Annotated in this window: 16 protein-coding genes; 8 read left to right on the forward strand and 8 right to left on the reverse strand. The window is 65.4% G+C overall.

Features of this window, described 5'->3' with window-relative positions:
• Positions 1 to 87: 87 nt before the first annotated feature.
• The 3 genes from QW868_RS14050 to QW868_RS14060 form a co-directional block, all read right to left on the reverse strand.
• Positions 88 to 963 (reverse strand): hypothetical protein, encoded by an 876-nt coding sequence (locus tag QW868_RS14050; protein ID WP_315797371.1) that lies wholly within the window; start codon positions 961 to 963, stop codon positions 88 to 90.
• Positions 964 to 1230: 267 nt separating this feature from the next.
• Positions 1231 to 1368 carry a hypothetical protein gene (locus tag QW868_RS14055; protein ID WP_315755519.1) on the reverse strand — a complete coding sequence of 46 codons (138 nt, stop codon included), beginning with the start codon at positions 1366 to 1368 and terminating at the stop codon, positions 1231 to 1233.
• A 46-nt stretch (positions 1369 to 1414) separates the two neighbouring features.
• Positions 1415 to 1663 (reverse strand): hypothetical protein, encoded by a 249-nt coding sequence (locus QW868_RS14060; RefSeq protein WP_315755520.1) that lies wholly within the window; start codon positions 1661 to 1663, stop codon positions 1415 to 1417.
• A gap of 307 nt (positions 1664 to 1970) precedes the next feature.
• Between QW868_RS14060 and QW868_RS14065 the strand changes: the two genes are divergently transcribed.
• Positions 1971 to 2324: a DUF6481 family protein gene (locus QW868_RS14065; RefSeq protein ID WP_315737878.1), complete on the forward strand. Its 354-nt coding sequence runs from the start codon at positions 1971 to 1973 to the stop codon at positions 2322 to 2324.
• Positions 2325 to 2443: 119 nt separating this feature from the next.
• On the opposite strand, the gene QW868_RS14070 is transcribed toward QW868_RS14065, so the two are convergent.
• Positions 2444 to 2683: a pentapeptide MXKDX repeat protein gene (locus tag QW868_RS14070; RefSeq protein WP_315797370.1), complete on the reverse strand. Its 240-nt coding sequence runs from the start codon at positions 2681 to 2683 to the stop codon at positions 2444 to 2446.
• A gap of 364 nt (positions 2684 to 3047) precedes the next feature.
• Between QW868_RS14070 and dctP the strand changes: the two genes are divergently transcribed.
• Genes dctP through QW868_RS14085 form a run of 3 tightly spaced genes read left to right on the forward strand, consistent with a single transcriptional unit; the run spans position 3048 to position 5974 of the window.
• On the forward strand, positions 3048 to 4070 hold the full coding sequence (dctP, locus tag QW868_RS14075) for a TRAP transporter substrate-binding protein DctP (RefSeq protein WP_315785311.1): 1023 nt from the start codon (positions 3048 to 3050) through the stop codon (positions 4068 to 4070).
• Positions 4071 to 4073: 3 nt separating this feature from the next.
• The gene (locus tag QW868_RS14080; RefSeq protein ID WP_315737875.1) at positions 4074 to 4619 is read left to right on the forward strand and encodes a TRAP transporter small permease; all 546 of its coding nucleotides are present in this window, start codon (positions 4074 to 4076) and stop codon (positions 4617 to 4619) included.
• Positions 4616 to 5974 carry a TRAP transporter large permease gene (locus tag QW868_RS14085; protein WP_315755523.1) on the forward strand — a complete coding sequence of 453 codons (1359 nt, stop codon included), beginning with the start codon at positions 4616 to 4618 and terminating at the stop codon, positions 5972 to 5974. Before QW868_RS14080 ends, QW868_RS14085 begins: the two co-directional genes overlap by 4 nt.
• A gap of 59 nt (positions 5975 to 6033) precedes the next feature.
• Here QW868_RS14085 and QW868_RS14090 read toward each other — a convergent pair whose 3' ends face one another.
• Genes QW868_RS14090 through QW868_RS14100 form a run of 3 tightly spaced genes read right to left on the reverse strand, consistent with a single transcriptional unit; the run spans position 6034 to position 10588 of the window.
• Entirely contained in the window at positions 6034 to 6948 is a 915-nt protein-coding gene (locus tag QW868_RS14090) for a hydroxymethylglutaryl-CoA lyase (RefSeq protein ID WP_315797369.1), read from the reverse strand.
• Between the two features lie 23 nt (positions 6949 to 6971).
• Positions 6972 to 8978, reverse strand: coding sequence for an acetyl/propionyl/methylcrotonyl-CoA carboxylase subunit alpha (locus tag QW868_RS14095; RefSeq protein ID WP_316230785.1), 2007 nt, complete (start codon positions 8976 to 8978; stop codon positions 6972 to 6974).
• 2 nt (positions 8979 to 8980) lie between these two features.
• Positions 8981 to 10588, reverse strand: a complete 1608-nt coding sequence (locus QW868_RS14100; protein WP_316230786.1) for a carboxyl transferase domain-containing protein — start codon at positions 10586 to 10588, stop codon at positions 8981 to 8983.
• Positions 10589 to 10916: 328 nt separating this feature from the next.
• Here QW868_RS14100 and QW868_RS14105 point away from each other — a divergent pair, with 328 nt between their 5' ends.
• Both QW868_RS14105 and QW868_RS14110 read left to right on the forward strand, forming a co-directional pair.
• A complete protein-coding gene (locus QW868_RS14105) occupies positions 10917 to 11561 on the forward strand; it encodes a TetR/AcrR family transcriptional regulator (RefSeq protein WP_315797367.1) in 645 nt (214 codons plus the stop codon).
• Positions 11562 to 11574: 13 nt separating this feature from the next.
• Positions 11575 to 12060 (forward strand): Lrp/AsnC family transcriptional regulator, encoded by a 486-nt coding sequence (locus tag QW868_RS14110; RefSeq protein ID WP_315737869.1) that lies wholly within the window; start codon positions 11575 to 11577, stop codon positions 12058 to 12060.
• Positions 12061 to 12076: 16 nt separating this feature from the next.
• Here the strand turns inward: QW868_RS14110 and QW868_RS14115 are convergent, their stop codons facing one another.
• Complete coding sequence (locus QW868_RS14115; RefSeq protein ID WP_315737868.1) at positions 12077 to 12382, reverse strand: ETC complex I subunit; 306 nt, start codon at positions 12380 to 12382, stop codon at positions 12077 to 12079.
• Positions 12383 to 12604: 222 nt separating this feature from the next.
• Here QW868_RS14115 and QW868_RS14120 point away from each other — a divergent pair, with 222 nt between their 5' ends.
• The gene (locus QW868_RS14120) at positions 12605 to 13747 is read left to right on the forward strand and encodes an OpgC domain-containing protein (RefSeq protein ID WP_315737867.1); all 1143 of its coding nucleotides are present in this window, start codon (positions 12605 to 12607) and stop codon (positions 13745 to 13747) included.
• 174 nt (positions 13748 to 13921) lie between these two features.
• On the forward strand, positions 13922 to 14326 hold the full coding sequence (locus QW868_RS14125) for a translational machinery protein (protein ID WP_315772149.1): 405 nt from the start codon (positions 13922 to 13924) through the stop codon (positions 14324 to 14326).
• The last annotated feature ends 7 nt before the right edge of the window (positions 14327 to 14333 follow it).

Genomic DNA, 14333 nt, shown 5'->3' on the forward strand with positions numbered 1-14333 from the left:
TGCTCCGGAGCTTTGCGGAGATTCGGCCAGGACCCGCGCGTCCGCCGAGCAGGCTCAACCGCAGCGCTCCGCCCCGTCAGCAGTGGCTCAGTAGCAGGAGCGCGGATCGACCGCGACATACTCTCCCGACGGATAGCGATAGTAGCAATTGCCCTGCGACAGATAATAGCCCGGTCGCGCCGCAGCCGTTGCGCCGGCGATAGCGCCGGTGGCACCACCGAGCACGGCGCCCGCCGCGGCACCGCCCGCCTTGCCGGTGAGGATGCCGCCGAGCACCCCGCCGATGATCGCGCCCCCGAGCGCGCTGGCGCCCGGATCGACTTCGGCCGGAGGCGGCGGCGCCGGTTCGTAGGCGACCGGCGGGGGCGCCTCGTAGGCCGCCGACGGTGCATAGACCACATCGTCAGCATAGTCCTCCGACACGTAGGTCGGCGGCCCTTCCATGGGCTCGGGATAATAGTACCAGACGCCACCGACGTCCCACCACCAGCCCGGACGGCCGTTGTGAACCTCGTGCCGCCAGCGGCCACCTTCCCAGCCGATCCGGCCGCGATAAGGCTGCCCACCATAGTCGCGCACGGCGACCCTGCCGTGCGCATAACGCGCATCCGGTCCCGGCCCGATCGCCGCCGGACCCGGGCCTGCGGCGTAGCCATGGCTGGCTCCCGGCGGACGTCCCTGGGGGGCAACGGCAGCCCGCGGCGGTGCGGCCGGCTGTGCTCCCTGCGGCTGGCCGGCCATGGGGCCGGCTTGCCGCGGAATCGGGACATGGGGCTGGCCGCCCGGTTGCCCACCCTGGGCTGGCGCTTGGCGGATGACACCCGGCGAGCGGGCCTGGGGCGAATGCCCGGCGCCAGGACCAGCCTGGTCCTGGGTTTGCGCCCCGGCTTGGGCGGGGATCGCGACCGCGGTCAGGATTGCGATCGCGGGCAGCCACCGTGTGCTCTGGTTGGACAACGTCATTCTCCCCTACCCCTTTGATCGCCCGCCGTCTGCGTTGGTTGCCGCACAGGGCGGGGTGCGATGCGGACTGATGACTCCGGCTCGCCGGCTTCCGCGTGTACGGTCCGGACACACCATAATTTGCGCGACAAACGGGTAAAATCCCGACTATTTTGCGGCCAAGTCAGCCTGCCGCGTCAGGTTAACCGAGACGCACGCTGATTCGCCGCTCCGATCGTGCAACCTCGCTTGCGCGGTCTTGCCGGTCCGGTTCGAGCTGATCGGCGGTCACCGGTCGGGCACGATCACGTTGCAGTTGGTTCGTCCCGACATCAGACAATCCTGCATCCGGCTTGCGGAGGTCAGGCTGCGGGCCAACCACAAGCCGAAGGCCACCACGACCGCCGCGAACACGAGTCCCGCCACGGCGCCGCGTCGCCCGTTATCCGGCCCCTGCGTACTCATCGGTGCCCTAGGCGGCCCGCAGGCCAGCGGCCTCACCGTGCGGTTGCTGCTGCTGCTGGCGCGATGCCGGCGAGATCGACTCGATCCGCGTGCAGCTCGTCACCCAGAACAGCTGCCCGCATTCCCATTCGGAACCCAGCACACCGGCCGAAACGGGCCTCGGGCGGGCGAGGACCGCGGTCATCACGCATGCGCTGACCACGAGAGCGACGAGCGCGAGGCCGAGCGCCATGCGCCCACGGCGAACAGAGGTCATGCCGGTCAACTCCGTTGGATGTCGCACCCGGGCGGTGCGCTGGTGCCGCGAGGCGTGAAGCGACTCACAGCCCGCCGACCTGCGTCAGCGACGGGGCTGCTTACATAGCCTCCGGCGAACGCCATGCAAGCGCCGGGCAGGTCGGATGTGGAGGAGCGGCGATAAAGCATTTGTCATCGACGCATGCGATCCTATACACACGGGCTCGCGTCGGCCTCCGCTCGTGTTCACGACATCGTGGAAGAATTGCCTGGCGGCGCGTGCAGCCCCTGACCGAACACCCAACTAGCGAAGTGACGACGTCTCCATGAGAGGATTCAAGGAACCTGGATTTGCCGATCGGCAGAAGGCCGCACAGCAGGCCCGCCAGAGCATCGTGCAGAAGTTCAAATCGCAGCCGGGACCGGACGATCCCGAAGTCGTGAAGCGACGGCAGGAGCGCGAAGCCGCCGCCGCCCGCCGCGAGCAGCAGCGATTGGAGCGCGAGGCCGCCAAGGCCGAGCAGAAGCGTCTCGAGGAAGAGGCCAAGGCCGCCGAGAGTGCCCGGCTTGCGCGCGAGGCGGAAGAACAAGCCGCCCGCCTGGCCGAGATGGAAGCCGAGCAGAAGGCGAAGCGCGATGCGCGCTATGCCGCGCGCAAGGCCCGTGGAAAGAAGAAGTAAGCAGCGACGCTGCCACCACGAGACCTGCGTGTCGTCGCAGCCGGCATCGCTGCGATTCCTCATTCATCGGCGATGGGACTGATACGGTCGTCCCATCGCACGATGACGTGCGAGACGCGTCAGTTCTTCTTCATCATGCCGTCGTCCTTCTTCATCCCGTCCTTGGACATGGCATCGTCCTTCTTCATGGCGTCCTTCGCCATCGAGTCCTTCTTCATGCCGTCGTGGGACATCGCGCCCTTTTTCATCCCATCGTCCTTGCTCATCTTGTCCTCCGCGAATGCCGTCGGCGCGACGGCCACGTTGAACGCGAGTGCGGCAGCGGAGATTCCGAGGATGAGGCGGCTACGATTGGTCATGATGATCGCTCCTTCGTATGACGGGTTCGACGGCGACGGACGCGCCGTTCTTGGACATCGACGTTCCGATGAAGGCGATTGTTACGAGCGCGGACGAGAATCATTGTTCGATCAAATTTGACTCGAATGCGCCCTCTTCTGGAATCAACGACACAATTTTGCCCGGCAAAGCCATGTTAGTACAACCCGCGCAAGGGATTCACAGGCCGGCACGTGCGCCGCAGCATTATGTCGCTTCCCATGCATTTGGCCTCGAACGAACTGTCTAGTTCGGCTAGAGGTAAGTCCGGCAAATTGGCTGGTATAAGTCACGCCAACGAACCGGGGTCGGGAACCCAACCAAAAGTTGTCCAGGGGAAATCTCATGCTATCACGCCGTCATGTCATCGCATCCGCGCTCGCTGCGCCGGCCATTCTGCGTTTTGGAACCGGTACGGCCCACGCGGCAACGACGCTGAAGATCTCCCACCAGTTTCCCGGCGGCACCATCGACAAGGGCGATTTCCGCGACCGGCTCTGCCGGGTGTTCTCGGAGGAGGTTGCGAAGCGCTCCGGCGGCGAGATCGCGACCGAGATCTATCCGAACTCCTCGCTGATCAAGACCGTCGCGCAGTTCTCGGCCATGCGGAAGGGCGCGCTCGACATCAGCCTCTATCCGATGCCCTATGCCGGCGGCGAAGTTCCCGAGACCAACATCGCGCTGATGCCCGGGCTCGTTACGACCTACGACCAGGGCATGCGCTGGAAGAACGAGCCGGTCGGCAAGACGCTGAGCGATTTCCTGGCCGACAAGGGCATCATCCTGCTGACCTGGGTCTGGCAGGCGGGCGGGGTCGCCAGCCGATCGCGGCCGCTGGTGACACCCGACGATGCCAAGGGCATGAAGGTGCGCGGCGGCTCGCGCGAGATGGACATGGTGCTGCAGACGGCCGGCGCCTCGGTGCTGTCGGTTCCATCGAACGAAATCTACACCGCGATGCAGACCGGTGCCTGCGATGCCGGCATCACCTCGTCGACCAGCCTGATCTCGTTCCGCCTGGAAGAGGTGTCGAAGGCCCTCACCTCCGGAGCCAAGGCGTCGTACTGGTTCATGCTCGAGCCGCTGATGATGTCCAAGGCCTCGTTCGACAAGCTGCCGAAGAACCAGCAGGACATCCTCCTCGCGGTTGGCGCTGAGATGGAGGCGTTCGGGCGCAAGGGCGCGCAGGACGACGACATCGAAGTTGCAAAAGTCTACGAAAAGGCGGGCGCCAAGGTTGTGGAACTCGATGTCGGGACCGTCAACAAATGGCGCGACATTGCCCGTGACACGGCCTGGAAGGACTATGGCGGCAAGTCTGCGAACTGCGCCAAGCTCCTCAAGCTCGCCTCCGACGTCGCGGCCTGATTGATGCACGCGCCCGTTATCGATACCGAGGCCACGACAGCCATCGGCGCCAGCGGACCGCTGGCGCCGCTCCAGCGTGTTGTCTCGCTACTCAATCGCATCATCGTCGTTCTGGCCGCGTTTGCACTGGTCGCGGCCTGCGTCATCCTGAGCTACAGCGTGGCGGGCCGTGCACTGTTCAAGGCCGCCAACTACTGGCAGGACGAAGCCGCCGTATTCTTGCTCGTCGGCGCCACCTTCATGACTGCGGCCTATGTGCAGGAGCATCGCGGCCACGTCAGCATCGAAGCCTTCGTTGGGTTGATGTCTCCGCTCGCCAACAAGATCAGGCTCTGGCTGGTCGACGTCGCGAGCTTCTTGTTTTGTGCCTTCTTCACCTGGAAATCCTGGACCCTGACACACGAGGCCTGGGTCGATGGCCAGGTCTCGAATTCGATGTGGTCGCCGCCGCTGGCGATTCCTTACGGCCTGATGGCCGCCGGGATGACCCTGCTGTGCCTGCAGATGCTGCTGCAGATCGTGGCCCCGCTGACCGGAGCGCGTCGATGAGCGTGTTCGGAATTGGGGTTGCCTACGGACTCTCGACCCTGTTTGCGATGTTCGCGGGCATGCCGATCGCGTTCGCGCTCGGCGCCGTCGCCGTCGTATTCATGGCCATCTACATGCCGGCCGCGTCGCTCGATACCGTCACGCAGAACGTCTACGAGGAGATGGCGTCGATCACGCTGCTGTCGATCCCGCTGTTCATCCTCAAGGGTGCCGCGATCGGCCGTTCCCGCGCCGGACAGGATCTCTATTCTGCTCTGCATGCCTGGCTGCATCGCGTGCCCGGCGGATTGGGCGTCGCCAACGTGTTCGCCTGCGCGCTGTTCGCGGCAATGGCGGGATCGTCGCCCGCGACCTGCTCGGCGATCGGCTCGGCCGGCATTCCCGAGATGCGCAAGCGCGGCTATTCCGGCGGCTTCGCAGCCGGCATCATCGCCGCCGGCGGCACGCTCGGCATCCTGCTGCCGCCGTCGATCACGATGATCCTGTTCGCGATCGCCGCGGAGAAATCGCTGGGACGGCTGTTCCTGGCCGGCATCGGCCCCGGATTGCTGCTGGTCACGCTGTTCGGCGTCTATGCCGTCGTGCGCTTCCGCCAGGAATACGCGCGCGCAAAAACGGTCTATGAGAAGTCGGGCACCTGGTCGGACATCCTGATCAAGGACGAATACACGATGGCGCAGCGCTTCTCCGTGCTGCCCCGCGTGATCCCGTTCGTGCTGCTGCTGACCGGCGTCATGGTTGCGCTCTATGGCGGGCTGGCCACGCCGTCGGAGACGGCAGGTCTCGGCGGCATCCTGGCGCTGGTGCTGATTGCGATCATCTACCGGGTCTGGAGCCCGACCGACCTCGCGCCGATCATGAAGGCGACGCTGCGCGAGTCGACCATGCTGATGCTGATCATCGGCATGTCGCTCTTGTACTCCTACGTGATGAGCTACCTGCACATCTCGCAGTCGGTGGCGGAATACATCGTCGCGATGCATCTGCCGCGCTGGGAGCTGCTCGCCGCGATCCTGCTGATGGTGGTCGTGCTCGGCTTCTTCCTGCCGCCGGTGTCGATCATCCTGATGACGGCGCCGATCATCCTGCCGCCGCTGCGCGCGGCGAACTTCGACATCATCTGGTTCGGCGTGGTGATGACGATCGTCATGGAGATGGGCCTGATCCATCCGCCGGTGGGTCTCAACATCTTCGTCATCAGAAACGTCGCGCCGGACATCCCGCTGCGGGAGGTGATCTGGGGCACGCTGCCGTTCGTGCTGCTGATGATGGCCGCCGTGCTGCTGCTCTGCTTCGTGCCGCAGATCTCGACGGCGCTGCCGGATCTCGTGATGGGGCCGGATCTGAGCCGCTGACGCGGCGGCGAATGGCGAATGGGGAGTGGCGAATAGGGGATATAGCGAATGGGCCTTCCCTATTCGCCATTCGCTACTCGCCTCATCTTCGCATTCAGTGCCGCTGCAACACGGCTGACCGGTGGCCGGCCGAGCAGCCGGCTGATTTCGTTGGTGGCGGCCAGCAGTTTCGTCATGTCGACGCCGGTGCGGATGCCCATGCCTTCGAGCATGTAGACGACGTCCTCGGTCGCGACGTTGCCGGTCGCGCCCGGCGCGAATGGGCAGCCGCCGAGGCCGCCGGCCGCGGCATCGATGACGCGGACGCCCTCCTCCATGCCCGCATAGAGATTGGCCAGCGCCTGGCCGTAGGTGTCGTGGAAATGCATCGCCAGATGCGTCACCGGCACGTCGTCGCAGACAGCGCGCAGCATCTGCCTGGCCTTGAGCGGCGTGCCGACGCCGATCGTATCGCCCAGCGATATCTCGTAGCAGCCGAGGTCCCACAGCGCCTTGGCGACATTGGCGACGGCCTGCGGCCTGATCTCGCCTTCATAGGGGCAACCCAGCGCGCAGGAGACGTAGCCGCGCACCCGGATGCCGTCGGCCTTGGCGTGGGCGATCACCGGCTTGAAGCGCTCCAGCGACTCTTCGATCGAGCAATTGATGTTGGCGCGGGAGAAGCTCTCGGAGGCCGCGGTGAAGACCGAGATCACCTTGGCGCCCGCGGCGCGCGCCGCCTCATAGCCCTTCACGTTCGGCACCAGCACGTGGAATTCGCCGGGCAACGCGGCGACGCTGCGCATCACCTCGTCCGATCCCACCATCTGCGGGATTGCCTTGGGCGAGACGAAGGCGCCGACCTCGACCATGGTCAGCCCTGCGTCCACCAGCGCACGGACAAAGGCGATGCGATCGGCCACGCTGATCGGCATCTTCTCGTTCTGCAGGCCGTCCCGCGGGCCCATTTCGATGATGCGCACGCTTTCGCTCATGCCGACCTCTTCGGGTTCGAGGATCAGGCGGACGGTTCGAGGTCCGCCAGTTCGACGCCTTCCTGCACGATGTCGCCGACCTTGCACTTGATCGCCTTGAGCCGGCCTGCGAACGGCGCCCGCAGGGTCTGCTCCATCTTCATGACTTCGAGCGTCAGGATCGCCGCGCCCTTCTCCAGGACCGCACCTTCCTGCGCGAGCAGCGCCACCACGGTCCCCGGCAACGGCGCCACGATCTTGTCCTCGCCGGCCTGCTCCTCGTCGTCACCGCCGAACGGATCGATCCAATGCAGATCGAAACGGCCGTTGCGGGTTCGCAGGTACAGCTCGTGGCCCTCGATGACGGCCACCACATGGGATTTGACGCCGTCGCGCACAAGGTCGAAGCCGCCGTCGTCGGTCGGAGTGACCGAGAACGAGCTCTCGCGGCCCTCGATCGACAGGCGCTGCACGCCCGGACCATAGGCCAGCGTCACCGTCCGCGACTCCGCTCCGGCGCCCTGGCGGAACGAGAACATGCGCTGCCGCAGTCCCACCGGCATCCAACCGGATGCGCGCCACGGCGATCCCTGCTCCTTCACGGCCACGGTCTGCTCGTCGATGAGAATGGCCGCGACGGCGGCACAGAGCTCGACGTCGCCGGCCACCGCCCCTGACTGGGTCAGATGCGTCAGATGGCGCTCGATGAAACCGGTGTCGATCGCGTTCGCCACGACGTCGGGATGCGTCAGCAGCGCCGACAGGAACGGGATGTTGCTGACGATGCCGCGGACGTCGGTGTCCTCCAGGCCGCGGTTGAGCCGCTCGATCGCGACCTCGCGGGTCGGCGCCCAGGCAATCATCTTGGCGAGCATCGCGTCGTAATAGGGCGAGACCGCATCGCCCTCGCGATAGCCGGCATCGATGCGCAGGCCGCCGGTTTCAGCAGGAAGCCGCCAGGTCTTGATCGTGCCGACTGAGGGCATGAAGTTCTTGGCGGGATTTTCCGCGTAGACGCGGGCCTCAATGGCATGACCATGCAACCGGATCTGGTCCTGCGTCAGCGGCAGCTCTTCGCCGAAGGCGACGCGCAACTGCCATTCGACGAGATCGACGCCGGTGATCAACTCGGTGACGGGATGCTCGACCTGCAGGCGTGTATTCATCTCGATGAAGAACACGTCGCGGCCGTCGGAGACGAACTCGATGGTGCCGGCGCCGACATAGTTCACCGCGCCCGCCGCGCGCCTCGCCGCCGCGCAAACCGTCTCCCGCTGCTCCGGCGTCAGCGTCGGCGACGGCGCCTCCTCGACCACCTTCTGGTGCCGACGCTGCAAGGTGCATTCGCGCTCGAACAGCGACACCAGATTGCCGTGGCTGTCGCCGATGATCTGCACCTCGATGTGGCGCGGGTTCTGGACGAATTTCTCGATCAGCACACGGTCGTCGCCAAACGCCGCCTTGGCCTCGCGCTTGGCGCTGGTGACGGCATCAGCGAGATCGCCGGCTGCATTGACCACGCGCATGCCGCGGCCGCCGCCACCGGCGGAGGCCTTGATCAGAACGGGAAAGCCGATCCGCGCGGCTTCATTGGCGAGCGTCGCCTCGTCCTGCGCCTCGCCGTGATAGCCGGGCACCAGCGGCACGCCGGCCTGCTCCATCAGGAATTTGGAGCCGGACTTGGAGCCCATCGCGGTGATCATCGCGGCCGTCGGCCCGATGAACACCAGGCCCGCGTCGAGACAGGTCTGCGCGAATTCGGCGCTCTCGGACAGGAAGCCATAGCCGGGATGAACCGCCTCGGCGCCTGTCTGCCTTGCAGCCTCGATCAAGCGCTCGATGTTGAGATAGGAATCGCGGGCGCGTGCGGGGCCGAGCAGCACCGCCTCGTCGGCGAGCGCGACATGCAGCGCGTTTCGATCCGCCTCAGAGTAGACCGCGACAGTCTTCAATCCCATCGCGCGTGCCGTGCGGATGACGCGCACGGCGATCTCGCCGCGGTTGGCGATCAGGAGCTTGCGGAAACGACGATACAATCCGGGACGAACCATGATCACATCCTGAACAGGCCGAATTTGGTCGGCTCGACCGGGGCATTGGCGGCGGCAGACAATCCGAGGCCAAGCACGAGGCGGGTATCGGCGGGATCGATCACCCCGTCGTCCCACAGCCGCGCCGTCGCGTAGTAGGGATTGCCCTGGGCCTCGTATTGCGCACGGATGGGGCTACGGAATTTCTCTTCCTCCTCCGTGGGCCAGCTCTCGCCCTTGGCCTCGATGCCATCGCGGCGGACCTGGCTCAGCACCATCGCCGCCTGCTCGCCGCCCATTACCGAGATGCGCGCATTCGGCCACATCCAGAGGAAGCGCGGCGCATAGGCGCGGCCGCACATGCCGTAGTTTCCGGCGCCATAGGAGCCGCCGATCACGACGGTAAACTTCGGCACCGCGGCGGTCGCGACCGCCGTGACCAGCTTGGCGCCGTCGCGTGCGATGCCCCCGGCCTCGTATTTCTTGCCGACCATGAAGCCGGTGATGTTCTGCAGGAACACCAGCGGGATGTTGCGCTGGCAGCACAGCTCGATGAAGTGCGCCCCCTTCAGCGAGCTCTCGCTGAACAGGATGCCGTTGTTGGCGATGATGCCGACCGGATGGCCCCAGATATGCGCGAAGCCGCACACCAGCGTCTGGCCGTAGAGCTTCTTGAACTCGTCGAACTCCGAGCCGTCGACCACCCGCGCGATGATGTCGCGCACGTCGAACGGCTTACGGCCGTCGACCGGCACGACGCCGTAGATCTCTTCCGCCGCATAGCGCGGCTCGCGCACCTCGCGCATGTTCAGCGCGCTGCGTGCGCCCGGCGGCTTCAGCGTGCCGACGATGCGCCGTGCGATGCCGATCGCGTGCGCGTCGTTCTGCGCATAGTGGTCGGTGACGCCCGACTGCCGCGAATGCACGTCGGCGCCGCCCAGCTCCTCGGCGCTGACGACCTCGCCGGTTGCCGCCTTCACCAGCGGCGGGCCGCCCAGAAAAATTGTGCCCTGGTTGCGCACGATGATGCTCTCGTCCGACATCGCCGGCACATAGGCGCCGCCCGCCGTGCACGAGCCCATCACGATCGCGATCTGCGGAATGCCGGCCGCCGACATCTGCGCCTGGTTGTAGAAGATGCGGCCGAAATGCCGCTCGTCGGGGAAGATCTCGTCCTGCAGCGGCAGGAACGCACCACCCGAGTCGACCATGTAGACGCAGGGTAGATTGTTCTGCCGGGCGATGTCCTGGGCACGCAGATGCTTCTTCACCGTCATCGGGTAGTAGGTGCCGCCCTTGATGGTGGCGTCGTTGGCGACGACGACGCATTCACGGCCGGCAATGCGGCCGATGCCGGTGACGATGCTGGCCGAGTGGACGTCGCCGCCATAGAGCCCATGTGCGGCCAATGGCGACAGTTCGAGGAACGCCGTTCCGGGGTCGAGCAGCAGGTCGACGCGCTGGCGCGCCAGCATCTTGCCGCGCGACAGGTGCCGGTTGCGCGAGGCTTCGCCGCCGCCCTCGGCGACCTGCGCCAGCTTTGTTCTGAGGTCGGCGACCAGCCCGCGCATGGCGTCGGCATTACGGGCGAAATCGGAGGACGATGGATCGATCGTGGAATGAAGCGTCATGACCGGCGTCTTCGTTGCGAGGCTGGAGGGGGAAGCCGTGGGAGCACGCGTCAGAGCGGTCGCGGCCGTCCAGGCCGCTGCGAGCCCGGGTGTACCATCTTTGCCCGCATGCTGTCCTCCCTGCCCGCCGGCGGCCCGGTTTGCGGCCATCCGTCCTTCTCGAATTAAACGATCATACGTTTTTAAATTCTATTCTCAAGCGGATTGTTGTAGGGTCCGGGGCGAGCAGCATTTGCTTGAGACCACGGAATTTTCAGACTTCACTACGGGACCCCCTACCGTGGCGGATCCGCCGCGATCGGCACCGGGACGGTCCAGCGAGGACGAGATGGCGCGCACGATCGGGTCACATGGTCCGACGACGATGGAGGCGATCCGCAAGGCCGGCCTGCGGCTGATCTTCCAGCATGGCTATGAGGCCATGAGCCTGCGCCAGCTCGCCGCCGAGGTCGGCATCCAGCCAGGCTCGCTCTACAATCACATCAGCACCAAACAGGAGCTGCTGGCGGAGCTGATCCAGGACCACATCAACGACCTCCTGCGCGAGCTCGAACAGGCGCTGCGCGACACCCAGGGTCCGGTCGAACGTCTCAGGGCGTTCGTCGCCTTCCACGTCGGCTATCACATGACCCGAAAGCGCGAGGTCTTCATCGCCAACTCGGAGCTGCGCAGTCTCGAGCCCCGCAACTATGAGGCGGTGGTAGCGCTGCGCGGCGCCTATGAGCGCCGGCTGGCCGACATCCTCAGCGACGGTGTGGCGCAAGGCGTGTTCGACGTCGACGACATCCAGGTCGCGACCTTTGCCATCATCGCGCTCTTGACCGGGCTGTGCAGCTGGTACCGTCCGGGCGGCCGGCTCAGCAAGGAGACGATCATCGCGGCCCATGAGAAGCTCGTCCTCTCCGGCGTCATGCCGCGCACCGCCGGGCCTGCGCAGGCCGGCGGCGGCCGGCCTGATCACCCAACCGGCTGAACGGGCCGCGCCGATGGCTGGCAGCCCGGAGCTCGACGCGATCGATCGCAGGATCCTGGCGGAGCTCCAGGCCGATGGCCGGATCCGCATCAACGAGCTCGCCGGCCGGGTGGGGATCTCGCATCCGAACTGCCTGCGCCGCGTGCGGACGCTGCGCAATAGCGGCGTGATCAAGTCCATCCGCGCCAGCATCGACGAGCGGTCGCTGGGCTATGAGGTGGTAGCGTTCGTGTCGATTCAGCTCGACAGCCAGCACCAGACGGCGCTGGAGGCGTTCGAGGCCGCGATCGTACCGTTGCCCTGGGTCCAGCAATGCTGGCGGCTGTCGGGAGATGCGGATTTTCTGCTGAAATGCGTGTCGACCGGGGTCGAAGGCATGAGCCGCCAGCTCCGCCAGTTCGCCGCCCTGCCCGGCGTCCGGGCCATCAGGAGCTTCCCGGTGCTTGGCCTGTCCAAGGACGCGCCGCTGCCCATCCCCGGCGGGCTGCTGAACGGATGATGGCCGTGTCGGCCCCTCAATGCGTCCAGGGCTCGCCGCGGCGGAACGAGAAATTGTCGGCATAGGCGATCTGCCGCTTCACCGGCTCCTTCGGCTCGATCACCTCATAGGGAATGCCCTTGCGTTCGCAATAGGCGATCGCCTCGTCCTTGGTGTCGAAGCGCAAGGTGACCTGCTGCTTCATGTCCGAAGAGGATGTCCAGCCCATCAGCGGCTCGACCGAACGCGGCTGCTCCGGCTCATAATCCAACTGCCAGTCCCGGGTCTTGGCCTTGCCCGATTGCATCGCGTTCTTGGCGGGCTTGAAAATGCGTGCGGTCATGGCTGGTAGAGCCCCTGGAAGCTGCGGTCGTCATGCGTTTGGCGGAAACGGCCGGGATGGGTTACAGGCAAGCTTCAGCACGGAACGGTGATTCCCATCCTGGACATGACCGTTTATCGTGCTCCGTATAGTCATTCTGCCGTCCCGTGACAATCTCGGTCGACTGCCACGGCGCCTCTGCCCCCCGACGTTTTCCATTCAAAACAGTGCGTTGAAGCGGCCATGAAAATCAATGCCACGCTGCCCGAGCGAGGGCGCGACCTTCGGCTCGACCTGTTTCGCGGAATCGCCAACTGGGCGATCTTTCTCGATCACATCCCGGACAATGTGGTGAACTGGATCACCACGCGGAATTACGGCTTCAGCGACGCCGCCGACCTGTTCGTCTTCATCTCCGGCTATACCGCCTCGTTCGTCTATGCGCGCATGATGATCGACCGCGGCTTCATCGTCGGCGCCACCCGGCTGTTCAAGCGGGTGTGGCAGCTCTACGTCGCCCACATCGTGCTGTTCGTGATTTATATTGTGGCCATCAGCTATCTGGCGACGCGCTTCGGCGTCTCCGAGATCATCGACGAGTTCAACGTCGCGGGCCTCGTCGACCACGCCAGCGATACGCTGGCCCAGGGGCTGATCCTGAAGTTCAAGCCGGTCAATCTCGACGTGCTGCCGCTCTACATCGTGCTGATGGGCTTCTTCCCGCCGGTGCTGTGGATGATGCTGCGCCAGCCCGACCTGACCATGATCGCCTCGATCGTGCTCTGGCTCGTGGCGCGGCAGATGGGTTGGAATTTTGCGGCCTACCCGGCCGGCACCTGGTACTTCAATCCGTATTGCTGGCAGGTGCTGTTCGTGTTCGGCTCATGGTGCGCGCTCGGCGGCGCCCGCCGCTCGATGGGCATCATCATGGCGCCGGCCACGCTCTATTTCTGCATCGCCTACATGGTGCTCGCACTGGTCATGACGATGGCCGGCCGCTTCCCTGAGCTCGGATCGATGTTTCCGAACTGGCTCTATTCGGCCTTCAATCCCAACGACAAGACCAATCTCGCGCCGTACCGCTTCCTGCATTTCGTGGTGATCGTCATTTTGGTCATCCGTTTCGTGCCGAAGGAATGGCCGGGCCTGGAGTGGAAGGCGCTCGATCCCCTCGTCGTCTGCGGCCAACAGTCGCTGGCGGTGTTCTGCGTCGGCGTGTTCCTGTCCTTCATCGGCCACTTCACCCTGATGCTGAGCTCAGGTTCGCTGCTGGCGCAGATCCTCGTCAGCGCGGCAGGCATCGCGATCATGACCACCGTGGCCTACTACATCTCCTGGTCGAAGCGGCAGGACAAGCCGCTGCCGAAGCCGCCTGCGCCGAAGTAAACCCCGCACATCAGGGGCGCGGGGGTGGGTTCCCGCGTCCGTTGACCTGCATCAAGCCGGCCACGATCGGGCTCGCTAAGGTTTGCATCACAAAGGGTGCCGCCTTCCGCGGCGCGCGTTCCCTGGCGAACGCACAAGGCCGCCACGCGGCGATTTGCTGACAAGGACCAGAACATGCCGACTCATTTCCATGCCGTCGTGTGGCTCGATCACAGCGAGGCCAAGGTGTTCCATATCGGACTGACCGGTGCCGACGAGCTGACGCTGCATCCACACCTGCAGACCAAGCATCTGCACCACAAGGCCAACGAGATCGGCAGCGGCCACGCGGCGCCCGACAAGAATTTCCTCGAGGAGGTCGCGCACGCGCTCGATGACGCCGGCGAGATCCTGATCATCGGTCCGGCCAGCGCCAAGACCGAGCTTGCCAAGTACCTGCACGAGAAGCATCCTGCGGTCGGAAAGCGCATCGTCGGCGTCGAGGTTGCCGATCACCCGACCGATCGCCAGATCGTCGCCTATGCCAAACAGCACTTCAAGATGGCTCCGCCCCGCGTGGCGACTGGCACTGCGGGCTAAGTATAGC

Origin of the sequence: Bradyrhizobium sp. SZCCHNR1051, assembly GCF_032489615.1 — a bacterium.
Lineage (GTDB): Bacteria > Pseudomonadota > Alphaproteobacteria > Rhizobiales > Xanthobacteraceae > Bradyrhizobium.